This window comes from Citrobacter sp. wls706, assembly GCF_005281305.1.
GTDB classification, from domain to species: Bacteria; Pseudomonadota; Gammaproteobacteria; order Enterobacterales; family Enterobacteriaceae; genus Citrobacter; species Citrobacter werkmanii.
In genome coordinates this window covers 415,982-439,523 of record NZ_SZXG01000037.1, presented here as the reverse complement: position 1 = coordinate 439,523, position 23,542 = coordinate 415,982, and the positions used below count along the sequence as shown (strand labels likewise).

The window sequence follows — 23,542 nt, the reverse complement described above, 5'->3', positions numbered from 1 at the left end:
CGAGCGTAATTTGCATAAGCTCCCGACAGCGGTCATCATAGGCCGCTGTTTATTAAGGAGACATTATGCAGGAATTGATATCTCAGGTAGAAGAACTCGGCATTGAAATAAACCACACCACCTCGCTGGTGATGATTTTTGGCATTATTTTTCTCACCGCCATTATTGTTCACGTTATTTTGCACTGGGTGGTGCTGCGCGCATTTGAAAAGCGCGCGAACGCCAGCTCCCGTCTGTGGCTACAAATCATCACGCAGAATAAGTTATTTCACCGACTGGCATTCACCCTGCAGGGTATCATTGTCAACATTCAGGCCGCGCTGTGGTTACAAAAAGGCAGTGAAGCCGCAGAGATATTAGTGACCTGCGCACAGCTGTGGATCATGATGTACGCCCTGCTGTCCCTCTTCTCCCTGCTGGACGTTATTCTCAATCTGTCGCAAAAACTCCCTGCCGCATCTCAGCTACCGTTGAAAGGTATATTCCAGGGAATCAAACTGATTGGCGCAATTATCGTTGGGATTTTGATGATTTCCCTGCTGATTGGTCAGTCTCCGGCAATACTGATAAGCGGCCTGGGCGCGATGGCCGCCGTCTTAATGCTGGTATTTAAAGATCCAATCCTCGGTCTGGTGGCTGGGATCCAGCTTTCAGCGAACGATATGCTCAAACTGGGCGACTGGCTGGAAATGCCGAAATACGGCGCAGACGGTGCGGTTATCGATATTGGTTTAACCACCGTAAAAGTGCGCAACTGGGATAACACCATCACCACTATTCCCACCTGGTCACTGGTATCGGACTCTTTTAAAAACTGGAGTGGGATGTCAGCTTCCGGTGGTCGACGCATTAAACGCAGCATCAGCATTGATGCCACCAGCATTCATTTTCTTGACGAAGATGAACGCCAGCGACTGCATAAAGCACACCTGTTAAAGCCGTATTTAACCACGCGTCATCAGGAAATTGACGAGTGGAATCAGCTATTGGATGCGCCTGAATCCGTATTGAATCACCGCCGGATGACCAATATTGGCACTTTCCGTGCCTATCTGAACGAATATTTACGTCACCATCCGCGGATTCGCAAAGATATGACGTTAATGGTACGCCAGCTTGCGCCGGACGATCACGGTTTACCGATCGAAATTTATGCTTTTACTAATACGGTAGTCTGGCTGGAATATGAAAGTATTCAGGCTGATATCTTCGACCATATATTTGCAGTGATCGAAGAGTTTGGCTTACGCATTCATCAGTCGCCTACCGGAAATGATATTCGCGCATTGTCAGGGATCTTTCAGCGTTAATCAGCAATGAGAAGCAGTGACCGATCTCATCACCAGGATGAGATCGGTCAGATATTAGCGGGATTTGCGGCGCAGCAGTTTGAAAGCAACAAACAGGAACAGGATCCATATCGGCAGCAGAATAGCGGACAGGCGCATATCATCCATGGTGCACATCAGCACCAGAATCATGCCGAGGAAGGCAATGCACAGATAGTTTCCGGCCGGATAAAGCAGCGCTTTGAACTGCGTATCACGTCCTTTGCGGCGCATCGCCGCGCGGAATCGCAAATGCGCCAGACAAATCATAATCCAGTTTAGTAGCAGCGTCGCGACAACCAGCGCCATCAACAGACTGAACGCTTTTTGCGGCAGCACATAGTTGATCAATACCACCAGTGACGTAATCGCGCCGGACAGAATCAATGAGTTCACCGGTACGCCACGACGACTGACGCGGGTTAAAAACTTCGGCGCATTTCCCTGAACGGACAAACCAAACAGCATGCGGCTGTTCGAGTAAACCCCGCTGTTATACACCGACAGCGAAGCCACCAGAATGACAAAATTCAGCGCAGAAGCCACCACATTACTGTCAAGATTATGGAAAATCATCACGAACGGGCTGCTATTCGATTTCACTTCCACCCACGGATACAAGGCCAGCAGCACCACCAGAGAACCGATGTAAAACAGCAGAATACGGTACACCACCTGGTTTACCGCTTTCGGAATACTTTTCTGTGGTTCCTGCGCTTCCGCGGCGGTGATCCCTATCAATTCCAGCCCGCCAAATGAGAACATAATCACCGCCAGCGAGAGGATCAATCCATTCCAGCCAGTGGCAAAAAAGCCGTTGTAACGCCAGAGATTATCGATGCTCGCATGTTCCCCGCCGTTACCGGAAAACAGCATCCAGATGCCAAAGCCAATCATGCCGATAATGGCCAGCACTTTAATCAGCGCAAACCAGAATTCCGTTTCGCCATACAGACGTACGTTAACCAGATTGACGGCATTGATGATCACAAAGAAAGCGGCAGCCCAAATCCAGGTGGGGACATCGGGCAGCCAGTACTGCATGTAGATTCCGGCCGCTGTCAGCTCCGCCATGCCAACCAGCACAAACATCACCCAGTAGTTCCAGCCGGACAAAAAGCCAGCAAAAGGTCCCCAGTATTTATAGGCAAAATGGGCAAACGATCCGGAAACGGGTTCTTCCACCACCATTTCGCCCAGTTGACGCATAATCAAAAAAGCGATGATTCCGGCTACGCCGTAACCCAGTAACACCGCAGGCCCCGCCATCTGAATGGCCGGTCCAATGCCCAAAAACAGGCCGGTTCCAATTGCGCCGCCCAGCGCAATTAACTGAATATGGCGGTTTTGCAACCCCCGCTGAAGCGTCGGCTCATTCGTCGACGCGGCATCAGGCACGCTGGTGCCAGATGCAGTTGACGCGTTTTTCACGCCCTTCCCCTGTGTCGTTTTTATTGAAGGGGCTTCTTTTAACATTTCAACCTGGTTGCCGCAAGGCGCAATCGTTTAACATCATGGTTGTCAGCGATGCCTGAGCAGTTGTTATTTTTCATGGGTGGGCTCCTTACCAGAGTTCACGCTTTTCATAATTACAGTGAATTATTCTGGACGAAAAGGTATTGCAGGCCACAGAATGCACCTTACTGTTTTTCTAACATTTTCAAACGGGTGGGCCTGTTGTATTTAAGCCATTCGTTTTTGAGTCAGGCCAGGCAACGACTGTCATGAATAAGATCATCAAACGACTGGAAATCGTCAAAAGCGCTATTGAACTGGAAGATGAGGAGATTATTTTCCAGCAGGTGGCGCATCTGAAAAATGAGCCTTTGTCAGTCGTGCCAGACACCATCGTGCAGGCGATCGAAGCCCGGCGCTTTAGCGATGCTCTGCGTGAAATCACGGCCTGGCTGCAATCTCAGCGAGCGGTCTCTACGTGGCGGGATCCTGCGATTGCGGCGAGTAAACTCGAACTGAAAGCGCTTGAAGCACAATTGCGTGACCTGATTGATAAGCGCAACACGCGCATTCAAATCCTCGATGATTTCAACGATCTATACCATCTTCGTCTTGGGCCGTTGATGAGCCGCATCCTTGAGCTGCGTAAGCAACTGGCCGCCAGCGCGCAACGTAAGCAGGAAGCGGAGCGAAAACGCCGGGAAAAAGACTATCAATCCTGTCAGCACTATATTTCCCAGGCCGTTGAGCAGTTGGCCAGACTCAAGCAGCAATGGATGAACCAGCACTCAGATTCGCGCGAATCTGTCGAAACCCGGCAACGCATTCAGCAACAAACGGAGCTGATCACCGCCCTGCTGGCGGAGATTCGTGAGCTGGAAAACGACTTTTCTCGCCAGGACGACAGCGCGACTCGCCAGGCACAAGAAGAGGCCAGTCATGAATATGATGAATATCAGGAGCAGCAGCAGGACGCACAGCATCGTTTTACTCGCGACCAACGACTTTCTGCCGATGAGCGTAACGAGCTAAAACGCCTGTGGCGGCAGGCCAGTCGTCTTTGCCACCCGGACGTGGTGGCGGATGATCTGAAAGAGAAAGCGCATCAGATGATGGTGCAGCTTAACCAGGCGCGCCAAAATGCCGACCTTGCCGCCGTACGGGCGTTACTGACCCAGTTACAAAGTGGTCTCGAACCGATGATGGCGAGTGACCGATTGAACGATCTGCAGCATTTACGCAGCAAAATACAGCAGCTCAGAGAACAAATTAACGCACTGCTGAAAGAGATTACCGAACTAGAGGCGGAAAACGCCTGGCGCCTTGCTTCCTCCGTGACCGATAAAGAGGCTTACTTCTCTGACCAGCAACGGGCGCTGACGGAAATCCGCAACTCGCTGGAACAACAGGTGCAACAGGTCGAGCAGGAGCTGTTAGCGGGCTGAGCGCTAGCAGCGAAGTAAGCAGATAAAATGACAACGGCAAGCAACATGCTCAAATAAAGCACAAAAAGACCAACTCAGAATAAAAAACTATGAATGTTTATTTAATTGGCTAAATAGTCTTAAATTCAAACATTTTTAGATGCTTAATGTAAATTTGGCGATATTTCCATCTTCAATGTTCCCACCCGTCCCTTCTTCCTAATCTTAATTAAGAATTCTCCTACCCACCAACCAGCCCATCATCACAAGCTGGCATTCCTTTGAAATATAATCATTTTTAAATAAATCGCCGTCAATAAGCCCAGGAATATCCTGCCTTTATGGAAAAGGTTGGCCCATTCTTATGGTGATCCATAAGCGAAATCTATCAATCATCTGCTCAGAGGTGATATAAACGATTTATCTTAAATTTTAACAAAGTGTAATATCTACTTTCAGAATAGTTAATGCTTCAAATAAATACAGAAAATATCTGTTGAATTGGCAATAAATAAGGATGCGTTCAAACCAAAGAACGTTATACGAGATTTAATTAACATTCCACGCGTCGCAAGAAACTCTTTTTTCAGCCAGAAAAAAGAGGCGACCGCTTGCATTAAAATTTCAAGGAGATCGTAATGTCTAAGGCTATTTTTTTGGGTGACTCACTTTATCCCTGGCTAGGCATGCGAGAAATTCTACGTGGCTCATACTTATATATTGATATCACGTACCACTCCTCTCAGACGTTTTCAGCAGTCAAATTTCTGCCAGATGATACAGATTACATCATTATTAATCCTGACAAATCAGATTTTTTAAAATATGCCAGGATTATCCGCAGCATGGCTATCCGCCCTGCCACAAAGATTATTGTTTTGGCAGATGAAGCCACCTTTTCTCTTTTTCAAACCGTTTGCGGGAAGAATATGCAATTACTCGATCAAGATGCCAGTCTTGATCGGCTGCTGCATGCCGTTACACGTATCATACAGAATAAAAAACAAAATAATATCAAAGCACTGCACACAAAAATCACCGCAAACGAATTCAATGTGATGATGATGCTTGCCCGGGGTTGGTCACTGGCACAAATCGCCGGGGCATCACAAAAAAGTGAAAAAACCATCGGGGCGTACAAAAGCAACATTGCCAGAAAGCTCGGTAAAAATAACACCCGGCTCAAGTACACCATTTCCCACTATAGCCAGCCATAACTGACTTATTTAAGGACAATTATCACGGTTATTATTTAAAGCTGTCCTTTCGGCTCATTTTTTAATTCCGCATAGCTCGGAAGGGAACCCTATTTCCCAAAATCACCATACCGGGTAACGCGTCCGCGGGCCAACCATAGCCAACAACTCAACGTATTAACACATACATAACAGGAATGTAGACGAGGGTTATATATGAACAAAGTTTACAGCATTATTTGGAACGCGGCGCTCGGTATCTGGGTGGTCGTTTCTGAATTAACTAAAGGTAAGAAAAAAAGCAGCTCGCGTAAAACTGTCGCCGTACTGGCGGCTGGCGCATTAAGCGGAGCGTCGATGATGGCCTCGGCTGATCCGATTATTGATACCGGCGATCATAATATTTCTACTGACTACCAGCGAGGAATTTCCGCTGGCGTTTATGAGGGAATTCATAACTACGGCTTCTTATATGAAGATAATACCACTGGTCAGGCGCTCAATATCAGCGGCGCGATCCCGACGATTACCCCAGGCCAAAGCGGCGTTGTTGAGTCAACGACTATCCGTGAGCTGCTGCAAACCGGCAAAATCACGCTTAAGGCTACCAGCCCTGACCAGAGCGTAAAAACAATCTCCACGGAGGAAGAGCTGGCAGAATACCTGACTCATACCCAATCAGCGAAACCTTCGCAAAGCACGGATTTTGATATTTTTGATCCGGCGCTTCCTGGAGAACCAAATACCATTAAAGTTTTTGATACCAGCGCGTTAGCCGGGTTTATCACTGAGTCACAAATCGGCGATGCTGTTTTAAATACGTATGATCCGCAACAAACGCAAATCTATAAGCAATTTGGCATCGCGTTGGCAACCAATGGCGCCACGGCCAACCTGAATATTGGCAACGATACGCTTCATGTGCGTGACAAAGCCAATACCATCGAATTACTGGCTAAAGATTCCTCGCTGCTGGAAGCGCAAGGCGCCAACAGCCAGGTGAACTGGCAATCCGATAACTACATCAAATTTAACGCCGCCCCCGTTATTCCGACCAAAACGTTTAACGGTTCCAGGACAACCTCCGTATTTGGCGGCGATGTAACGCTGATGACGTATGGCTACAACGACGCCGGCGAGGTTATCGAAACAGGTGAAAAAACGTTCTCAATTACCACGGCTGCGGAACTGGCCGAGTTCAATAGCTGGCTGTTAGGCGAAAGCGATGATGCCGCGCAAAAACCGGATGGACAAAAAGTCAGTCAGATCCAGTTGTGGCTGGATGTTGAAGACAGTCAAATCACAACCGTCTCCGCCGCGCAAGCGAAGTATGCTGAGCTGATTGATGACTTACTGACTTCAGGTAAGTCATCTGATGTTATCTCCTGGGATTACGACGTCTGGACCGATGGCGAGTCGCATAGCAATAACACGACCGCCGATCGCGGTGAGCTGCACGCTATCTATGCCAACGGCGCAGGTACCGCCGGTACATTGAACAAAGACGCGATGATCGCCGTAGACGGCAGTATTAATGGCGTGATGAAAGCCATTGACGGCGGGATTATCACTAACCTGGGCGAACTGAACGCATTGCGTACCTCTACCGGGCAAAGCCTGGCAATTGGCATGCTGGCGAAAGATGCGACGGCGACCAACCACGGAACCATCAACTCCGGGCTGTTTATTGATAAGGACGGTAACCAAAACGTCAGCAGCTACGGTGCATTTGGCATGCAGGGGCAAGGCGCCAGCGTAATTACTAACGAAGGCACCATCAACCAGGCGATTACTACCGATAACTTCGGTACCGCTTCTGCTGCCGACCCCTGGAGTAAAGACGATCCCGAGACTTCGCTGACGCTGGCCATTGGTATGCAGCTGTCTAACGACGCGCAGGGCACGAATAACGGCGATATCAATATCGTCGACGGACGCAAAAACAAGAAGTCCTTTGGTAATGGCACCGCCTTTGGCGTGGAAGTCGCCGACAACGCCACATTTACCAACGCCAAAGATGCAACGATATACCTTGGCCGCGATGCGAATAATTCCTCCCTGGATGCCGTATTGCCAGGCGGTGCCAGCCCAAGCGCCGGTATCATGACCAAAAGCGCCAAAGAGGTGATTAACAACGGTCTCATCACCCTTGGCGTCGGCATACGTAACGCCGCCGGGATCCTGATCGGCAATGCAACAGGTAATGTGCTGAATACCGGCACTATCACAATCAATGGCGATGATCGTGGAGGCACCAGCAAGAACTACGGCATCACTGTGCGTGACAGTGGCGCAGAGAATGGTCAGATCATTAGAAATGACGGCAAGATTAACGTTAATGGCAACAATAACGTCGGGATCCACGTCAGCGCCAATAAGAAAAACGCCGAAGTCACCACCAGCGCTTCTGGTTCTATCGTAGTAGACGGTGACGGCGGCGTCGGTAACCGAAACTATGCTATTTGGGCGGAAGGCGGCGCCAACGGTCAGGCAACGGTCAATGTCTATTCTGGTATCACCCTGAATCAGGCCGGTAATATCGGCGTACACGTGCGTGATAACGCCATCGCTAACGTCGATAGTCTGAGTAGTCCGGCATTCAACAATACCGATCAGATTGGTTATTACCTGTATGGTAAAGGCGCGACCGCCAATATTGGGCAGGCGGTGATGAATGACAATGGTCAGGATCGCACCACTATTTTCCGTATCGCCAATGGCGCATTGCTGGCCGGTAATACGACTAACCCGAAGGATCAGTCCACTTCTGACCTGAATCTGACGCTCAACGGCAACAATTCTGTTGGCGTCCTCGCCACCGGCGCAGGCAGCAGCGTAGATACCGGGGAAGCGACATTTACTGTTAAGGGCACCAACTCCGCAGCACTGCTCATCGAAGGCGGCGCCAACGGTACCATCAGTGATAAAACCACCATCAATTTAACCGGTGAAAGCACCATTGCCGGGGTGGTGGATGGTCAGGCGCATCAGTTGAATGGCAACACGCAGGGGAATGCCACAAACACGATCCTCACCTCGAACGCGAAGATCACCTCTGAAGCCAGCGGCAACAAGGTTATCGCCTATGTGGCGAGAAATCTGGGCAACCTGCTCCTTGATACCAATTCGATTATCGATCTGGCCAGCGTCGACAGCATCGGCGTTGATGTGCAACAAGGTGGGAGCTTAACCAACAACTCCTCCAGCGCCCTGCATGTCAGCAACGGCATCGGCGTACGTGCCTCAGGCTCTAACGCGCAGATTAATAAGCTGGGCAAAATTCAGGTTGATGATGGTACTGCTGGCGTTCTGCTGACCCAGGGGGCCAGCCTGCTGATTAACGGTAAAACTGGCGACAGCATTACCACCAATGGATCTGCTGACGGTATTCGTCTGGCCGAGGGCGCTGGCGCACTGGCCGCGCAAAGCGTGATGATTCGCGCTGAGGGTACTGGTGCCGGCATTCAAAACGATGCCAACAACACCAATATCACGCTGCGTGATGTCACCATCGATTCCAACGATGGTCCGGGGATCCGCACCAGAGTCGCGCTGACCATGAACGATGGACTGAACAACATCCTCAACGTCAACGGGAAAGGTACCGGTTTCGCCTTTGAGCAACGCAATGGCGACGCGGTGACGGGCGATCTGAAAATCGGCAAAGGCTATACCGTTGAGGTGCTAAACAGCGAAGGCAGCGGTATCCGCGCCAACACGGATGGCCGGGTCACGACCAGTGCCGATATCAACGTACATGACAGCGCGGGCGGTTCTGCGATCATCGCGAAAAACGTCAACGCATTGACCAACAGCGGGAAGATTATTTCTGCCAGCACGACTTCACCAGTGATTGACGCCAGCGGCGACAGCAATAAAAAAATCACCAATACCGGCACCCTTCAGGCCATTAACGACACGGCCGTAGCAATTCAGTCTGGTAAAGGCAATGACACCATAGATATCAGCGGCGGTGTCACCAGCGGCGTAATCAATACCGGCGAAGGCAGGGACACCTTCAACTGGCGCAGCGGTTCCTATGCGGGCGAAGTGAATTTCTCCGGCACTGGCGGCAACAATAAAGCCAACATCGGCAATGTAATACTGGATAAAACACGTCACATCACTACCGCTGCGGGTACGGGCAATGCCCTCACCTTCACCAATACGAAAGATGCGAAGATTGGCACGCTTGCCAGCGACAACCTGAATACCGGCACCAACATTGGCTCCGGCTGGGATTCACTGACCATCAGCGGATCAAACGCGGATGTCCGCGTCGTTGAAAACCTGAGTCTGGCGAGTAAAACCATTGCCGTAAATAATGGCGCAACGCTGCGCACCGGCGATCACGTTGAGCCGACCAGTACTGCCGCCAGCATTGGCGATTACGATGTGACGACCCAGGGCGCAGGCAGTCGGGTTATCTTCGACACCCAGGGAGATGCGTCAGCGGCGCAGATCTATCGTGGCATCATCAGCGGCGACGGGAAATTTGAACGTGCGGCGGGCGGCACCACGGTGTTTACCGCCAACAACACCTACACCGGCTCTACCACCATTGATCAAACCGGTACGCTGCAGTTGGGTAACGGCGGAAATGCAGGCGAAGTCAGCGCCGTGTCTGACATCATCGACAACGGCGTGCTGGCGATCAACCGCGCCAACAACGTCCTGCTCAACGGGGTGATTTCGGGCATCGGCGCGCTGCAACAAATCGGCGGCGGCATTACCCGCCTGAACGGCAATAACACCTATACCGGCGACACCACCGTCACCAACGGTACACTGCTGGTGAATGGCGATCAAAGCGCGGCGCGCGGCGCAACTACCGTCAGCGGCACCTCCACACTTGGCGGGAATGGCATTATCGGCGGCAATGTATTGATGAACGATGCCACCACCCTCAGCGCGGGTGATGGCGGTGCAGGTACGCTCACCATTAACGGTAATCTGCAGCTTGGCAGCAAAACGACCTCCGCTTTCGAACTAGGCAACGCTTATACGCCAGGCGGTGCGTTAAACGATCTGGTCAACGTCGCAGGCGATCTGCAACTTGACGGAACCCTGGATGTTACCACTTCACAGGGCGGTAACTTCGGACCGGGCGTATATCGTATCTATAACTACGGCGGCACGCTGAATAACCAGACGCTGGAGCTGGGCGCAATACCAGACAGCCAGGATAAAAGTAATATTTTTGTCCAGACCTCTATCGACAAACAGGTCAACCTGGTGAATGCCAACGGCGTTACCCTGCAGTTCTGGGACGGCGCAACCGTCAATCAGAGCCATGGCGCGTCGGGAATTGAAGGCAACAGCAAAATTGACGGCGGCGATGGCAAATGGATGGCGATCGGTAGCCAGGGCGATAACAACTGGACCACGGCAACCGGTGAAGGTAATGCTCCCTGGGCGCAAAAATCCTTTGCCGTCTTCACCACCAAAGGCGGAACCGTTACCGTGGATAACGCCGCGGGCGAAGTTAATTTCTCCGGGGCACAGTTTGACGCCGATGGCTATGTGGTTAAAGGTGATGCACTTAACGCGTATGCCACCACAGAAAACGCGACCCATGCAGGCCAGACGCCAGGCACCGGTGAACTGCTGCTGCGCGTTGGTGCCGGTGGCGCGGGTCAAAACTATACCGCGGCCATTGAGTCCGTGATCCGCGAAGCCAGCACGACTGACAAACTGACGCTGGTGAAAACCGACCTTGGTCGTCTGATCCTCAGCGGTGATAACGAGTATCGCGGCGGCACGCGCATTGATGGCGGTACGTTGCAGATTTCCTCTGACAGCAACCTCGGCCAAAGCGGAACCGATCTGGTTATTAACAACGGCTCCACCCTGCAGATGGGCGCAGACCTGACCAGCAATCGCACTATTGAGCTGGGAGCGAGTGATAACGCGGCGGTGTTTGACCTCAATTCGCACCACTTCACGCCAGCCGGTGAGATTACCGGCGACGGTAAACTGAAAGTCACCAGCAGCTCAAGCGATGCGGGCAGCACCTTGTCACTCGATCGCGCCAACAGCTACAAAGGCGATACCGAAATTGCCGGGACGGGTAATGCCAACAATGTCACGGTCAACGTCAGCAAAACCGGAGCCTTTGGTAGCAATGAAAGCAGCACCGTGAACGTCAATAAGGGGGCGACGCTCAATGTCAGCGGGACAGATACCAGTCTGCAATCCCTGACCATGAACATCGCCGACAGCCTGTTAACGCTGGCGGATAACGTCACCGCCGCAAGCGCCAAACTGAACCTGACGGGCGCAGCAAAAGCGCTGTTAACCGACAACGCCACTGCAGGCAACGCGACGGTTAACGTGGCAAAAGACAGTACGTTGGCTCTGGAAGATAATGCCAGCGGCGGCAATGCCAGCGTGAACAATAGTGGACTGATGACCTTTGCCGACCAGGCGATGGCTGAAAATACCGTCGTTAAGAACCTGGCGGGCGGTAAGGTCGATATCAGCGCGGTCGACAGCGCAACGTCTATCGGCTCGTTGTCCGGCGCGGGGAATGTCGAACTGGGCAATAAAACATTGTCGCTGGGGAATCTGCATCTTGATGACACCATCAGCGGCATTATCAGCGGTAACGACGGCAGCCTGGTGAAAATCGGTGACGGTACGTTAACGCTGACAGGCGATAACACTTACACCGGTACCACGGACGTCAATAAAGGCGTGCTGCTGGTCAACGGCAACCAGTCCGCCGCGACCGGTCAGGTAACGGTTAAATCCGGCGCGACGCTCGGCGGTAACGGTATTATCGGCGGCGCGGTTGACGTGCTGGACGACGCTCATATTACAGCTGGTGCTGCCATCAACAGCGTGGGTAAACTGACCACCGGTTCACTGACGCTGAGTGATAACGCCCAACTGGATTACCAGTTTGGTCAGGCTTATACCCCAGGCGGGGCCTTCAACGACCTGATTGATGTGAATGGCGACTTGACGCTCGACGGTAAGCTCAATATCGAGACATCTCCGGGCGGCAGCTTTGACGTGGGCGTTTACCGCGTCATCAACTACACCGGCACCTTGACCAACAATGTGATGGACATTGCCAACGCGCCGGAAGCCGCAGACAGCCTGTACGTGCAAACCTCGGTTAACAACCAGGTTAACCTGGTCAACCATGCCGGACTGACGCTGCGCTTCTGGGACGGCACCGGCGGTGAGAATGGCGAGCTGAAAAACAACGGCGTCATCAACGGCGGCGACGGTATCTGGCAATCCAGCCAGGGTAACGACAACTGGACCACGGATGAATCAACGCCAGAAGGCGCGCTGAACGCACCGTTTACCGATGCCGCCTTCGCTGTCTTCCAGGGTGAAGCTGGCAACGTCACCGTCGATAACAGCAAAGGCGACGTCATCATCAGCGGCGCACAGTTCGCCACCGATGGCTATCGCGTGGGTGGTGAGGCCATTACCACCGACAAGGCGAACACGCTGATTCGCGTCGGCGATGGCACGGTAGACGGCGCAAACTACACCGCAACTATCGACAGCGTGATCCGCGGTACCGGCGGCCTGAATAAAGGCGATCTCGGGACGCTGATCCTCACTGGCGACAACACCTACAGCGGTGGAACCACTATCACCTCAGGTACGTTGCAGGTGGCGGGTGATACCAACCTTGGCGCGCCAGAGACGGGTATTACCTTCAACGGCGGTACGCTGAAGTATGGCGAAGCATTTGATACCGCCCGTCAGGTGACGCTGGAATCCGGCGGCGGGACATTCAATACCAACGGACATAACGTTTCCCTGCTGACGGAAGTCGAAGGTAATGGTCATCTGACCAAAACCGGTAAAGGCTCCCTCACCCTGACGCTGGATAATACCTACACCGGGGGCACTACCATCGAACAAGGTGTTTTACAGTTGGGTAATGGCGGTAACATTGGCAGCATTCAGGGAGATATCGTTGATAACGGCGTACTCAAGGTTGATCGCGCGGATACCCTGGCGTTAGCGGGCAATATCAGCGGTAAAGGCCAGTTGCACCAGACCGGCAGCGGTATTACGGAACTGCAAGGTGAAAACAGCTACAGCGGCGCAACGTTAATTGCCAACGGCGTACTGCGGGCGGGTAACACCAACACCCTGAGTAGTGCGTCACACCACTACGTTGTCGCTGACACCATGTTGAACACGCAGGGATACAACCAGACAGTCGCGGGCCTGAGCAACGGCGGTGATGTCTCGCTCATCGGCCAGCAGACTGGCACAACGTTAACCGTCAAAGGGGATTACATCGGCGAAAAAGGGACCATCAACATGGCGGCCATTCAGAATGGTAGCGGTGCAGGCATTGCCGACCGTCTGATTATTGATGGCGGTAAAGCCAGCGGGAGTACGCTGCTGGACGTTGATGGTTCTGGCCTCGGCGCGCCGACCGTCGGTGATGGTATCGAAGTCGTTACGGCGCTCAATGGCGCAACCACCACCGCGCAAACGTCGCGTGACGCCTTCCATCTTGCCGCCGATCGTATGGCCGCGGGCGCGTTTGAGTACCAACTGCATGCGGGCAATGCTCAGGGTCAGGGGGAAAACTGGTATCTGAGAAGCGAATATCGTCCAGAAACTATGCTGTATTCTGGCCTTGCCAGCGTTGTGCGTCAGGGCGACATCAGCCTGCTAGGTAACATGCACCAACGTATGGGCGACGAGGTTAAACCGGGTATTGACGAAGATAATCGCGCCTGGGCGAGAATGCTTGGTTACTCCGGTAAAACCAAACTGGACGATGCGGCCGGGACACAAACCAGCACCCATACCATGGGTATTCAGGTCGGCGTTGACATGTATGCTAACGAAAACTGGAAAGCCGGGATGTATACCAGCATCCTTGACATCGACAGCAACGTGAAAGGCACGAAGACAGGCAGCGACGGCAAAGGCGGTAACATCGATGACAATGCGTTTTACGTCGGCGGTTACGCCACCTGGTTCTCGGGTAACGGGATGTATGTTGATAATGTCCTGCAGTACGGTAACCATAAATCTCGCCTGGCGGCGACCGGCAACAACGGTTCTTATACCGTCAAAGGCAACACGCTGACGGCGTCAACGGAGATGGGTAAATCGTTCCGTCTGGGTTCAAGCGCCTGGAGTCTGGAACCTCAGGCTCAGTTGATCTACCAATACAGCGATTTTGATAATGGTCGGCTTGACGGTGTGACCCAAACGAAAGTGAAAATGGACACCGCAGATTCCTTTACCGCCCGTCTGGGCGTACGTCTGGTTGCCGACTATGACACCAACCATGGCAAATTCCAGCCGTACGGCAGGGTTAACGTTTGGCAGGGTCTGGGTTCAAAAGACAAAACGCACTTTAGCAATGCGGTCGCCACCACCACGCTGGAATCCTCACAGCAGTACTCCAGCACCGAAGTTGCGGCCGGTCTGTCCTGGTCAATCGACAGAAACGTGCAGGTCTACGGTGAACTGGGTACGCAATTCAGCAACGGTGGCAGTAAGTCGCAAGTTGAAGCCCCGATCAATGCTTCCATTGGCTTTAAGAAATCGTTCTAAGCAGTCATAAACTCACCAGCCCTCTGTTATGCAGGGGGCTTTTTTTTGCTTTGCAGTTTGCAGGGTCGGGAAATATAAAAAGGATAGATTAACGATTATACTGCGTCAGGAGTAACGGGATTTCTTCTGCCAGCACCGGCGGAGAAATGAAAAAGCCCTGAATTTTGTCACAGCCAATCTGCATTAAACGGTCCAGTTGGGACTGGGTTTCCACCCCTTCGGCGAGAACTTCAATACCAAAATTGTGTGCCAGTGAAATAATGCCCTCCACAATCTTTGTCGATCGGGTATCGGGCTCAATGCCAGCAACAAATTCCTTATCAATTTTTAGGGTATCAAAAGGATACTTCAGCAGATAATTAAGATTCGCGTGACCGGTACCAAAATCATCAAGAGCGAGTTTAACCCCGATATCCTTTAGCTCCAGCATATTGTTAACCGCTATTTGGCTGTCGCGCAGTGGTGACGTTTCCGTCACCTCAATTTGGCACCGATAAGGCGGTAGCCCACAGAGGGTGAGATTACGTCTGACGCGTTGGGGTAAGAGAGGGTCACAAAATTCAAGTGCGGAAATATTGATTGATAATACAAGAGGATCGGGCCAGGAAGTCGCCACATCCCAGGGGGTGTGGGTAACCATGTCTTCAATTGAAATGATATTGCCGCTGTCTTCCAATAACGTAATAAAAATATCGGGAGAGATCATCCCCATCTGAGGGCTGTTCCAACGCATTAATGCTTCAAATCCGCTAATTTGCTGAGTGTGCAAATTAAAAATGGGCTGATAAACCATATAAAACTGACTGGTATTCAATGCCTGTTCAAGCGCGGTGAGCACCTCGTTGGAATTAAACATTCCCTCTACCTCTATAAATCATATAATTTAAAACCAGTCAACATCGCTCCCGAATTATATCTACTATGAGATGTTTTACATCAGAAAAGAATCACCAGACTAGGGTAAAAAAGACATACGATGGGTGAATCTGACAATTAATTTATTTAAATCAGAAGTATTGTTCAGTCCCAACTTGGCGACGACTCGCATTTTATGAGCCTGAATGGTTTTATAGTTAAGGTTTACTAACTCAGAAATTTCTTTAGCGGTATAACCACTTACCAGCAAACTCAGGATCTGCTGTTCCCTTTCAGTTAACCTTTTCTGCGAACGATACAGCCGGGGATTCCATTTCCCGACCGACAACGTCGCCAATTGACCGAAATCTCGCAGGGAAGATTTCTCAGTCAACACTATTGCTTTCTCAATATATAATAACTCCACGCATAATTTCGCCACCAAACTGTCAGCCACAATCACTACGACGTTATTATAGAACTTGAATCGATTTTTATTCAGAAACTGTACGACGTCTGAACACGGTTGTTCATTATTAATGATATTAAAAACCATGGTTTGATGCTGACATAATGATGACTGATGCAACATATCCTCAAACTCGAATGTTTGTACGGGTACTTGTTTGCTGGTCAGGTAGGCGAACATACCGTTGCCCACAAAATTATCATTGCCACACATCAACATCCTGTTTACCGCTCCTTATAAGCTTCTGATCTTGTTACTCATTAAAAATTTGATAATAATTTTCTCGACTTCAGCCTCTTCACGACGATTTTTAAAATCGAACTCACACGAGATCTGATGACAGGAGTACAACTGATTATCCTCATCAAACTCATTGATCGTGACGACATCGATCACTTTTAAATCCAGCTGTAAACTGCCAAACGTATCAAACTCCAGCGAGGCATTTTTAATCACCGCATCTTTATAAACAAAGCGGGTATTTACATCTTTAACAATTAACGCACAGCCACCCTGAGAGATGTTTTTAATCCTGAAAGAGTAGTTTTCTCCGTTTTTGTAACGACCAAAGCAGAAAAAGTCATAACCCTTCAGGAAGGAAAAACGCTGATTTTGTCGCTGCTGGGCAAAGAAAATCATATCCGGGATGAGGTAGGATAATCCTGCCTCCGCACCTGCTGGTGGAGTTTGTTCAAATCTGGCACTAAATTTTACAATCCCGCTTTCGCTGTGCAGGATAAAGTATTGGACCTTTTCAGGCACAATCTCTTCATGGCCGGAGATGACAAACCGTTCGAAATCGACCTTATCTAGCTGTGTGATAACGCTACTGTTTTCGCATAAGACTTCCAGTTTCGTTTTCTTGTGCAGCTCTTCACGAAGGATAGCGATGATTTCAAACTTGTTGTCCTTTGCTAATCCAAAGCTCATTCTAAAACCCTTATTTCCATATTTAAGATATGTCCCGCTTTTGGTTACCCAAAAACGCGAGATCAGCATCCGCCCTGGTGCTTAATTACCATAGTGGATTCCATGTCAGACAGTTGGTTAAAAATTAAGTTTTTAACTATCTTTAGCCAATTATTGATACGTAAAAACATTTAATCAGGATAATTCTAGCTTAAGCCGCGCTTAAAACCACGCGAACTTATGGATTAACTATAACAAAAATGAATAATAATTTTATTTAAGATGCTGTTTTGAGATAACAAATAGCAAGAATTGCACAGAAAAAAATAGAGAAAAATGAAGGTATTGGGATGGTTGGGCGATGCGCAGGTTGTCGCGCTTTTGTCATCAGTGCGTATGGTACTCACCTCTTCATATCATTAACTGCCAAAACAGCCCTGACTCGTTATTGTTATAAAGTGAATAGTTACATTTTATATATTAAATAAATTTCCCTTAAGTCAGAAAAAAGCCAGCATCCTGCTGGCCCGGTAAATACCGAATCGAACTAGAGTGGCTTGCTACCTTACAGAGGGCACAACGTTAAAAATTCAATACCGCTGCATAACGATTGAGCTGACTGAATCTGCAACGATCATCACCGCTCCCGCCAGCATTAACGTATCCTTCAACACCAGAGGTCCATCTCCAGACAAGTACGGAAATCCGTGGTGTATATCTTCCCTGCGCTTTTATTATTTAACGAGAGAAAAGAGATCGTTTAATGATTCACTCATACTCGGATGGGTAAATATTTGATCGCGTAAAGTTGTATAGGGTAATCCTGCATCCATAACCGTCTTGATGATATTAATCATCTCATGCGAATCCACACATAATAGCGAAACACCTAATATCTGTTTCGTTTCGCTATCCACCACCGCTTTAAGTACGCCACGGGTGTCATCCATCACTCGCGCACGCGGAATCGCCGCCACCGGTAGCGTGACTACCTGCACAGAAGCACCACTGGCGCGGGCCTGTTCTTCGGTCATCCCCACGCGGGAAAGCGGCGGCGTCATAAAGACGGAATACGGTATATTTTGACGATCGCCGGTGTGACGTACCCCCTCGCCTAACAGGTTGTCACGCACAATACGGAAATCATCCAGTGAGATATAAGTGAACTGCAACCCGCCGGTGACATCGCCCATTGCCCAAATATTATCTGCCGAGGTACGCAGATATTTATTCACGATAATGGCGCCGCGGTCGTTTACATCCACACCCGCTTTCTGCAACTGCAGATTTTCGGTCGCCGGTTTGCGGCCCGATGCCACCAGCAGCGCATCCACAGTCTGGACGCCTCCCGGCATTTTCACCTGTACCGCGCCGTCCACGGACGAAACCGCCTGTACGTTGGCGTTAAGGATAATCTCAACCCCTTTGTCGCGTAAAATCCCGGCGATAGCTTCGGCAATATCCCGATCTTCGCGGGCTAAAAACAGCGGAGCGGCTTCATAAAGGGTGACTTTGCTGCCGAAGTTGGCAAACATTGATGCGAACTCTACACCAATGTAACCGCCGCCCAAAATACCCAAACGCTCAGGTCGTTGCGTCAAATTCAACAGCCCGGTACTGTCGAACACACCCGGTGTGGTGGTTAACCCTTCTACGTTTGGCATCGTTGACTGCGCACCGGTATTAATAAAGATCTTCTCGCCGCTTAGCTCAATCGCGCCAGTTGACTGCACGACCCGCACAGTACGGTTATCGACAAATTCAGCACGACCGTCGATCACATCTACATTTTCCAGATCGGCCAGATTATGGAAGTTTTTATCGCGCAGGAAACTGACAACGGCAGCCTTGCGCTGCATCGCCGCAGCAAAGTCATGCTGGAGTTCAGCGTCGTGTACCAGGGTTTTAGTTGGAATACAGCCGATGTTAATGCATGTCCCGCCATACATGGTGTTCGACTGTTCAACAATCGCTACTCGCCAGCCCGTTTTTGCCAGGGTAGCTGCCAGCGTTTTACCCGCTTTGCCAAATCCAATAATAATCGCCTGATACTGATTCATGCTGTCTCTCCGCCTGATCACTGTTCATTTGTTGAACTGAAGTATAAGGGTAACCATGCAAGGAAAACGTATCCAGAACGCGCTCATTACTGTCAAATCGTCTAAATCACTTTTAATCTCTTTCACGAAACATATAAGCATAATAAATTAACACTTTAAATGTATTACTTTAATTTTGAATTAGCGAGATAATCCCGCCAAAATAACAGCGGTTAAAACTGCTCAGGAGTCTTCATGGATACTCTAAGTCGATTACTCATGCTTAACGATCCGCAAGGCTCGATCGATCAAAACTGTTTACTGAGCAGAGACTGGCAACTGCCGCATGCGGCGGGCGAGCTGTCCGTTATCCGCTGGCATACGGTCACTCAGGGGGCAGCCCAACTTGATATGCCCGATGGGACATCTTTCACCCTGCGACCAGGGACTCTCGTTATCCTGCCGCAGAACTCCGCCCATCGACTTTGCCAGTCAGGGGATGAACAAACGCATATCGTTTGCGGTAGCCTGCGACTGCACGCCACCTCGCGCTATTTTTTAACCGCGCTACCGGAAGCACTGATTCTGGCGCCAGAAGAAAAGAGTCCCGTCAGCCACTGGCTCAAGGCCGTGATTGCGCTATTACAACAGGAATCCATCAGTGGGTTGCCGGGTTCCAGCGCTGTATGCAGCCAACAATGCGCCACGCTGTTCGCCTTAGCCGTTCGTGAGTGGTTAACCAGAGCATCGCCCGCACAAAACGTGTTGAATTTACTGCTGCACCCCAAACTCGGAGCCGTGGTGTTTCTGATGCTCGAATCACCGTCCTTTGCGTGGACCGTCGAAGAGCTGGCGAAACGCGTACACATGTCGCGGGCCAGCTTTGCGCAATTATTCCGTGAAGTCTCAAACGCCACACCGCTGGCGGTGTTAACCACTTTGCGCCTGCAAATCGCCGCTCAGATGTTGTCACGCGGATCTCAACCATTGATTGTGGTAGCTGAATCGGTGGGCTACGCCAGCGAGTCATCGTTTTATAAAGTCTTTCTACGCGAATTCGGCTGTACGCCGGGCGAGTACCGCAAACGCGTGAAAGCGCTGGAAGCATAGAGCTACGCCTGTTTCGGGGTACAAACCGAAGACAGGCGTATGATTGATAAGGTTACTTTTGCTTGCGATGTCTGTGCAGCCACATCAGCTTATAGGCTGCCGGAATAATGAATAGCGACAACAGCGGCGCAGTAATCATGCCGCCAATCATCGGTGCGGCGATGCGGCTCATCACTTCTGACCCGGCTCCTGTCCCCCACAAGATGGGCAACAGCCCGGCGATAATCACCGCCACGGTCATTGCTTTCGGGCGCACGCGCAGTACTGCGCCGTGATATAACGCTTCATCCAGTTTATCTGCCGTAAAGGTTTGCGGATTTTCCAGCGCGGGCTCTGCTTCTATGGCGTGACGTAGATACATCAGCATCACCACGCCAAACTCCGCGGCCACGCCAGCCAGAGCAATAAACCCGGTTCCGGTCGCGACCGACATATGGAACCCCATCCAGTAGAGGAACCAGATCCCCCCTACCAGCGCAAAGGGAACGCTGGTGATAATCAGCAGCGCTTCGCCAAAGCGACGGAAAGCCAGATAAAGCAGGACGAAGATAATCATCAGCGTCATCGGCACCATCAATTTGAGCTTATGACTGGCGCGTTCAAGCAGTTCGAACTGACCGGAGAACGCCACGCTGGTCCCCGGCTTTAACTGTACCTTTTCCGCGATCGCTTTTTGCAGATCGTTCACCACCGAAACCATGTCACGATCGCGGGCATCGATGTAAATCCAACTGGTGGGTCGCGCATCTTCGGTTTTTAACATTGACGGCCCAGAAACGACCGTGACATCCGCCACATCAGCCAAGGTGATTTGCTGTTTCATGGGGGTCAGAATGGGCAAATTACGCAGCGCTTGCGGGCTATCGCGATAGCTCTGCGCATAGCGAAGGTTGATAGGATAACGCGCGATCCCTTCTACCGTTTCGCCCACCATCGCGCCCCCCACAGCGGAGGTCACAAACAGCTGTACATCGCCAACGGTCATGCCATAACGGGCCGCTTTCTCACGATTAATATCCACGTTGAGATAGCGTCCCCCTACCAGACGCTCAGCTAACGCAGAGGCGACGCCTGGCACGGTTCTGGCCACCTCTTCAATTTGTTCCGCCGTGGCATCTATATCAGCCAGCACGTTACCTGACACTTTAATCCCGATAGGGCTTTTTATCCCGGTAGAGAGCATGTCGATGCGGTTACGAATAGGTGGCACCCACAGATTCGCCAGCCCCGGCAAGCGCACGGTTTTGTCCAGCTCGGCGATGATTTTGTCCATCGTCATACCCGGACGCCACTGATCCTGCGGCTTCAGTTGGATCGTCGTTTCAACCATTTCCAGCGGCGCGGAATCTGTTGCGGTTTCCGCCTTGCCGGTTTTACCAAATACGCGCGCCACTTCAGGAACGGTCATGATCAGCTTATCGGTTTTTTGCAGCATGTCCGCCGCCTGCGCCGCCGAAATCCCCGGCAGTGTCGAAGGCATATACAGCAAATCGCCTTCGTTAATCTGCGGCAGGAATTCACCACCGACTTTATTCAGCGGGTAGATAACCGTCAGTATTGACAGCACCGCGACCAGGATAGTGGTTTTGGGCCAGTGCAGCACCTTCAGCAATAGCGGATGGTAAATACGGATCAGGAAGCGGTTAAGCGGGTTGCTGCTTTCCGCTGGTATTTTGCCGCGGATCCAGAACCCCATCAGGATCGGAATAACCACAATGGCCAGAAATGCCGCGCCCGCCATGGCATAGGTTTTGGTGAACGCCAGCGGACCAAACAGCCGCCCTTCCTGCCCTTCAAGGGTGAAAATAGGGATAAATGACAACGTGATAATCAGCAAGCTGATGAACAATGCCGGGCCAACTTCCACCGAGGCGTCGGTAATGACCTTCCAGCGCGTGGCGTTATCTAGCTTTTCACCCGGATGCTGATGCCCCCACTCTTCCAGTCGCTTATGGGCGTTCTCAATCATCACGATTGCCGCATCAACCATCGCCCCAACGGCAATAGCAATTCCCCCGAGCGACATAATATTGGCGTTCAGCCCCTGGAAATGCATCACGATAAACGCGATACACAGCCCCAACGGCAGGGAAATAATCGCCACCAATGCCGAACGCAGATGCCACAGGAACAGCGCGCACACCAGCGCAACGACGATAAACTCCTCCAGTAGCTTGTAGCTCAGGTTATCAATGGCGCGATCGATAAGCTGACTGCGATCGTATGTTGTAACTACCTCAACGCCTTCCGGCAGGCTGCTTTTCAGCGTATCGAGTTTGGCTTTAACGGCAGAGATCACCTCACGCGCATTTTTACCGGATCGTAGAATAACCACGCCACCCGCGACTTCGCCTTCGCCATTGAGTTCGGCGATCCCACGGCGCATTTCCGGCCCAATCTGGACGCGTGCCACATCGCGCAGATAAACCGGTACACCGTCGGCCCCGGTTTTCAGGACGATGTTATTAAAATCATCAAGCGTTTGCAGATAGCCACTGGCACGAACCATATATTCGGCTTCGGCCATCTCCACAGACGAGCCGCCCGCTTCCTGATTTGACGTATCCAGCGCAGATTTCACCTCCGCCAGGCTGATGCCATATTGCGTCAGCTTCATCGGGTCGATAACCACCTGGTACTGTTTAACCACGCCGCCCACCGAGGCCACTTCCGCCACGTTAGGAATCGTTTTTAACTCATATTTTAAGAACCAGTCCTGAAGAGAACGTAATTCCGCGAGGTCATGTTTTCCGCTGCGATCCACCAGCGCATATTCAAAGATCCAGCCGACGCCCGTGGCGTCCGGCCCCATTTCAGCACTAACGCCTGCCGGTAATTTTCCCTGCACCTGGTTGAGATATTCCAGTACGCGCGAGCGCGCCCAGTAAGGATCGGTACCATCCTCGAAAATGACGTAGACGTAGGAATCGCCAAACTGCGAGAAGCCACGCACCGTTTTCGCGCCGGGTACCGACAGCATGGTGGTGGTCAGCGGATAAGTGACCTGATTCTCAACGATTTGCGGGGCCTGTCCGGGGTAGCTGGTTTTGACTATCACCTGGACATCAGAGAGATCGGGCAGCGCATCAACCGGCGTGTTAATGATGGTCCAGGTTCCCCAGATGCTGAGAAACAGCGCCCCCATCATCACCAGGAAACGGTTTGCCACTGAACGGCGGATAATCCATTCAATCATTTATCA

At 51.1% G+C, this 23,542-nt stretch carries 11 protein-coding genes and 1 pseudogene; 5 read left to right on the top strand and 7 right to left on the bottom strand.

Features of this window, described 5'->3' with window-relative positions; all coding sequences use genetic code 11:
* The first annotated feature begins 65 nt into the window (after positions 1-65).
* The gene (locus tag FDW92_RS18610; RefSeq protein WP_042309900.1) at positions 66-1,310 is read left to right on the top strand and encodes a mechanosensitive ion channel family protein; all 1,245 of its coding nucleotides are present in this window, start codon (positions 66-68) and stop codon (positions 1,308-1,310) included.
* Positions 1,311-1,364: 54 nt separating this feature from the next.
* Here FDW92_RS18610 and pheP read toward each other — a convergent pair whose 3' ends face one another.
* Entirely contained in the window at positions 1,365-2,759 is a 1,395-nt protein-coding gene (pheP, locus tag FDW92_RS18605; RefSeq protein ID WP_137400676.1) for a phenylalanine transporter, read from the bottom strand.
* Positions 2,760-3,052: 293 nt separating this feature from the next.
* Between pheP and FDW92_RS18600 the strand changes: the two genes are divergently transcribed.
* The 3 genes from FDW92_RS18600 (at position 3,053) to FDW92_RS18590 (ending at position 14,958) form a co-directional block, all read left to right on the top strand.
* The gene (locus tag FDW92_RS18600) at positions 3,053-4,228 is read left to right on the top strand and encodes a DNA repair protein (RefSeq protein WP_042309904.1); all 1,176 of its coding nucleotides are present in this window, start codon (positions 3,053-3,055) and stop codon (positions 4,226-4,228) included.
* Positions 4,229-4,845: 617 nt separating this feature from the next.
* Positions 4,846-5,424, top strand: a complete 579-nt coding sequence (locus tag FDW92_RS18595) for a LuxR C-terminal-related transcriptional regulator (RefSeq protein ID WP_042309906.1) — start codon at positions 4,846-4,848, stop codon at positions 5,422-5,424.
* A 195-nt stretch (positions 5,425-5,619) separates the two neighbouring features.
* Positions 5,620-14,958 (top strand): autotransporter outer membrane beta-barrel domain-containing protein, encoded by a 9,339-nt coding sequence (locus FDW92_RS18590; protein ID WP_042309907.1) that lies wholly within the window; start codon positions 5,620-5,622, stop codon positions 14,956-14,958.
* Positions 14,959-15,046: 88 nt separating this feature from the next.
* Here the strand turns inward: FDW92_RS18590 and FDW92_RS18585 are convergent, their stop codons facing one another.
* The 5 genes and pseudogenes from FDW92_RS18585 to rclA all read right to left on the bottom strand — a co-directional run bounded on the left by FDW92_RS18585 (position 15,047) and on the right by rclA (position 19,251).
* Positions 15,047-15,814: an EAL domain-containing protein gene (locus tag FDW92_RS18585; protein ID WP_042309909.1), complete on the bottom strand. Its 768-nt coding sequence runs from the start codon at positions 15,812-15,814 to the stop codon at positions 15,047-15,049.
* Positions 15,815-15,913: 99 nt separating this feature from the next.
* Positions 15,914-16,495: a LuxR family transcriptional regulator gene (locus tag FDW92_RS18580; RefSeq protein ID WP_170976161.1), complete on the bottom strand. Its 582-nt coding sequence runs from the start codon at positions 16,493-16,495 to the stop codon at positions 15,914-15,916.
* Positions 16,496-16,516: 21 nt separating this feature from the next.
* Positions 16,517-17,212, bottom strand: a complete 696-nt coding sequence (locus FDW92_RS18575; RefSeq protein WP_042309913.1) for a pilus assembly protein PilZ — start codon at positions 17,210-17,212, stop codon at positions 16,517-16,519.
* Positions 17,213-17,781: 569 nt separating this feature from the next.
* Positions 17,782-17,910 (bottom strand): annotated as a pseudogene (locus tag FDW92_RS18570) (DUF417 family protein); the annotation flags it as partial.
* Positions 17,911-17,925: 15 nt separating this feature from the next.
* A complete protein-coding gene (gene rclA / locus FDW92_RS18565) occupies positions 17,926-19,251 on the bottom strand; it encodes a reactive chlorine resistance oxidoreductase RclA (protein WP_042309915.1) in 1,326 nt (441 codons plus the stop codon).
* Between the two features lie 234 nt (positions 19,252-19,485).
* Here rclA and rclR point away from each other — a divergent pair, with 234 nt between their 5' ends.
* Positions 19,486-20,340, top strand: a complete 855-nt coding sequence (rclR, locus tag FDW92_RS18560) for a reactive chlorine-specific transcriptional regulator RclR (RefSeq protein WP_042309916.1) — start codon at positions 19,486-19,488, stop codon at positions 20,338-20,340.
* A gap of 52 nt (positions 20,341-20,392) precedes the next feature.
* Here the strand turns inward: rclR and FDW92_RS18555 are convergent, their stop codons facing one another.
* Entirely contained in the window at positions 20,393-23,536 is a 3,144-nt protein-coding gene (locus tag FDW92_RS18555) for a CusA/CzcA family heavy metal efflux RND transporter (protein WP_042309917.1), read from the bottom strand.
* Positions 23,537-23,542: the final 6 nt, after the last annotated feature.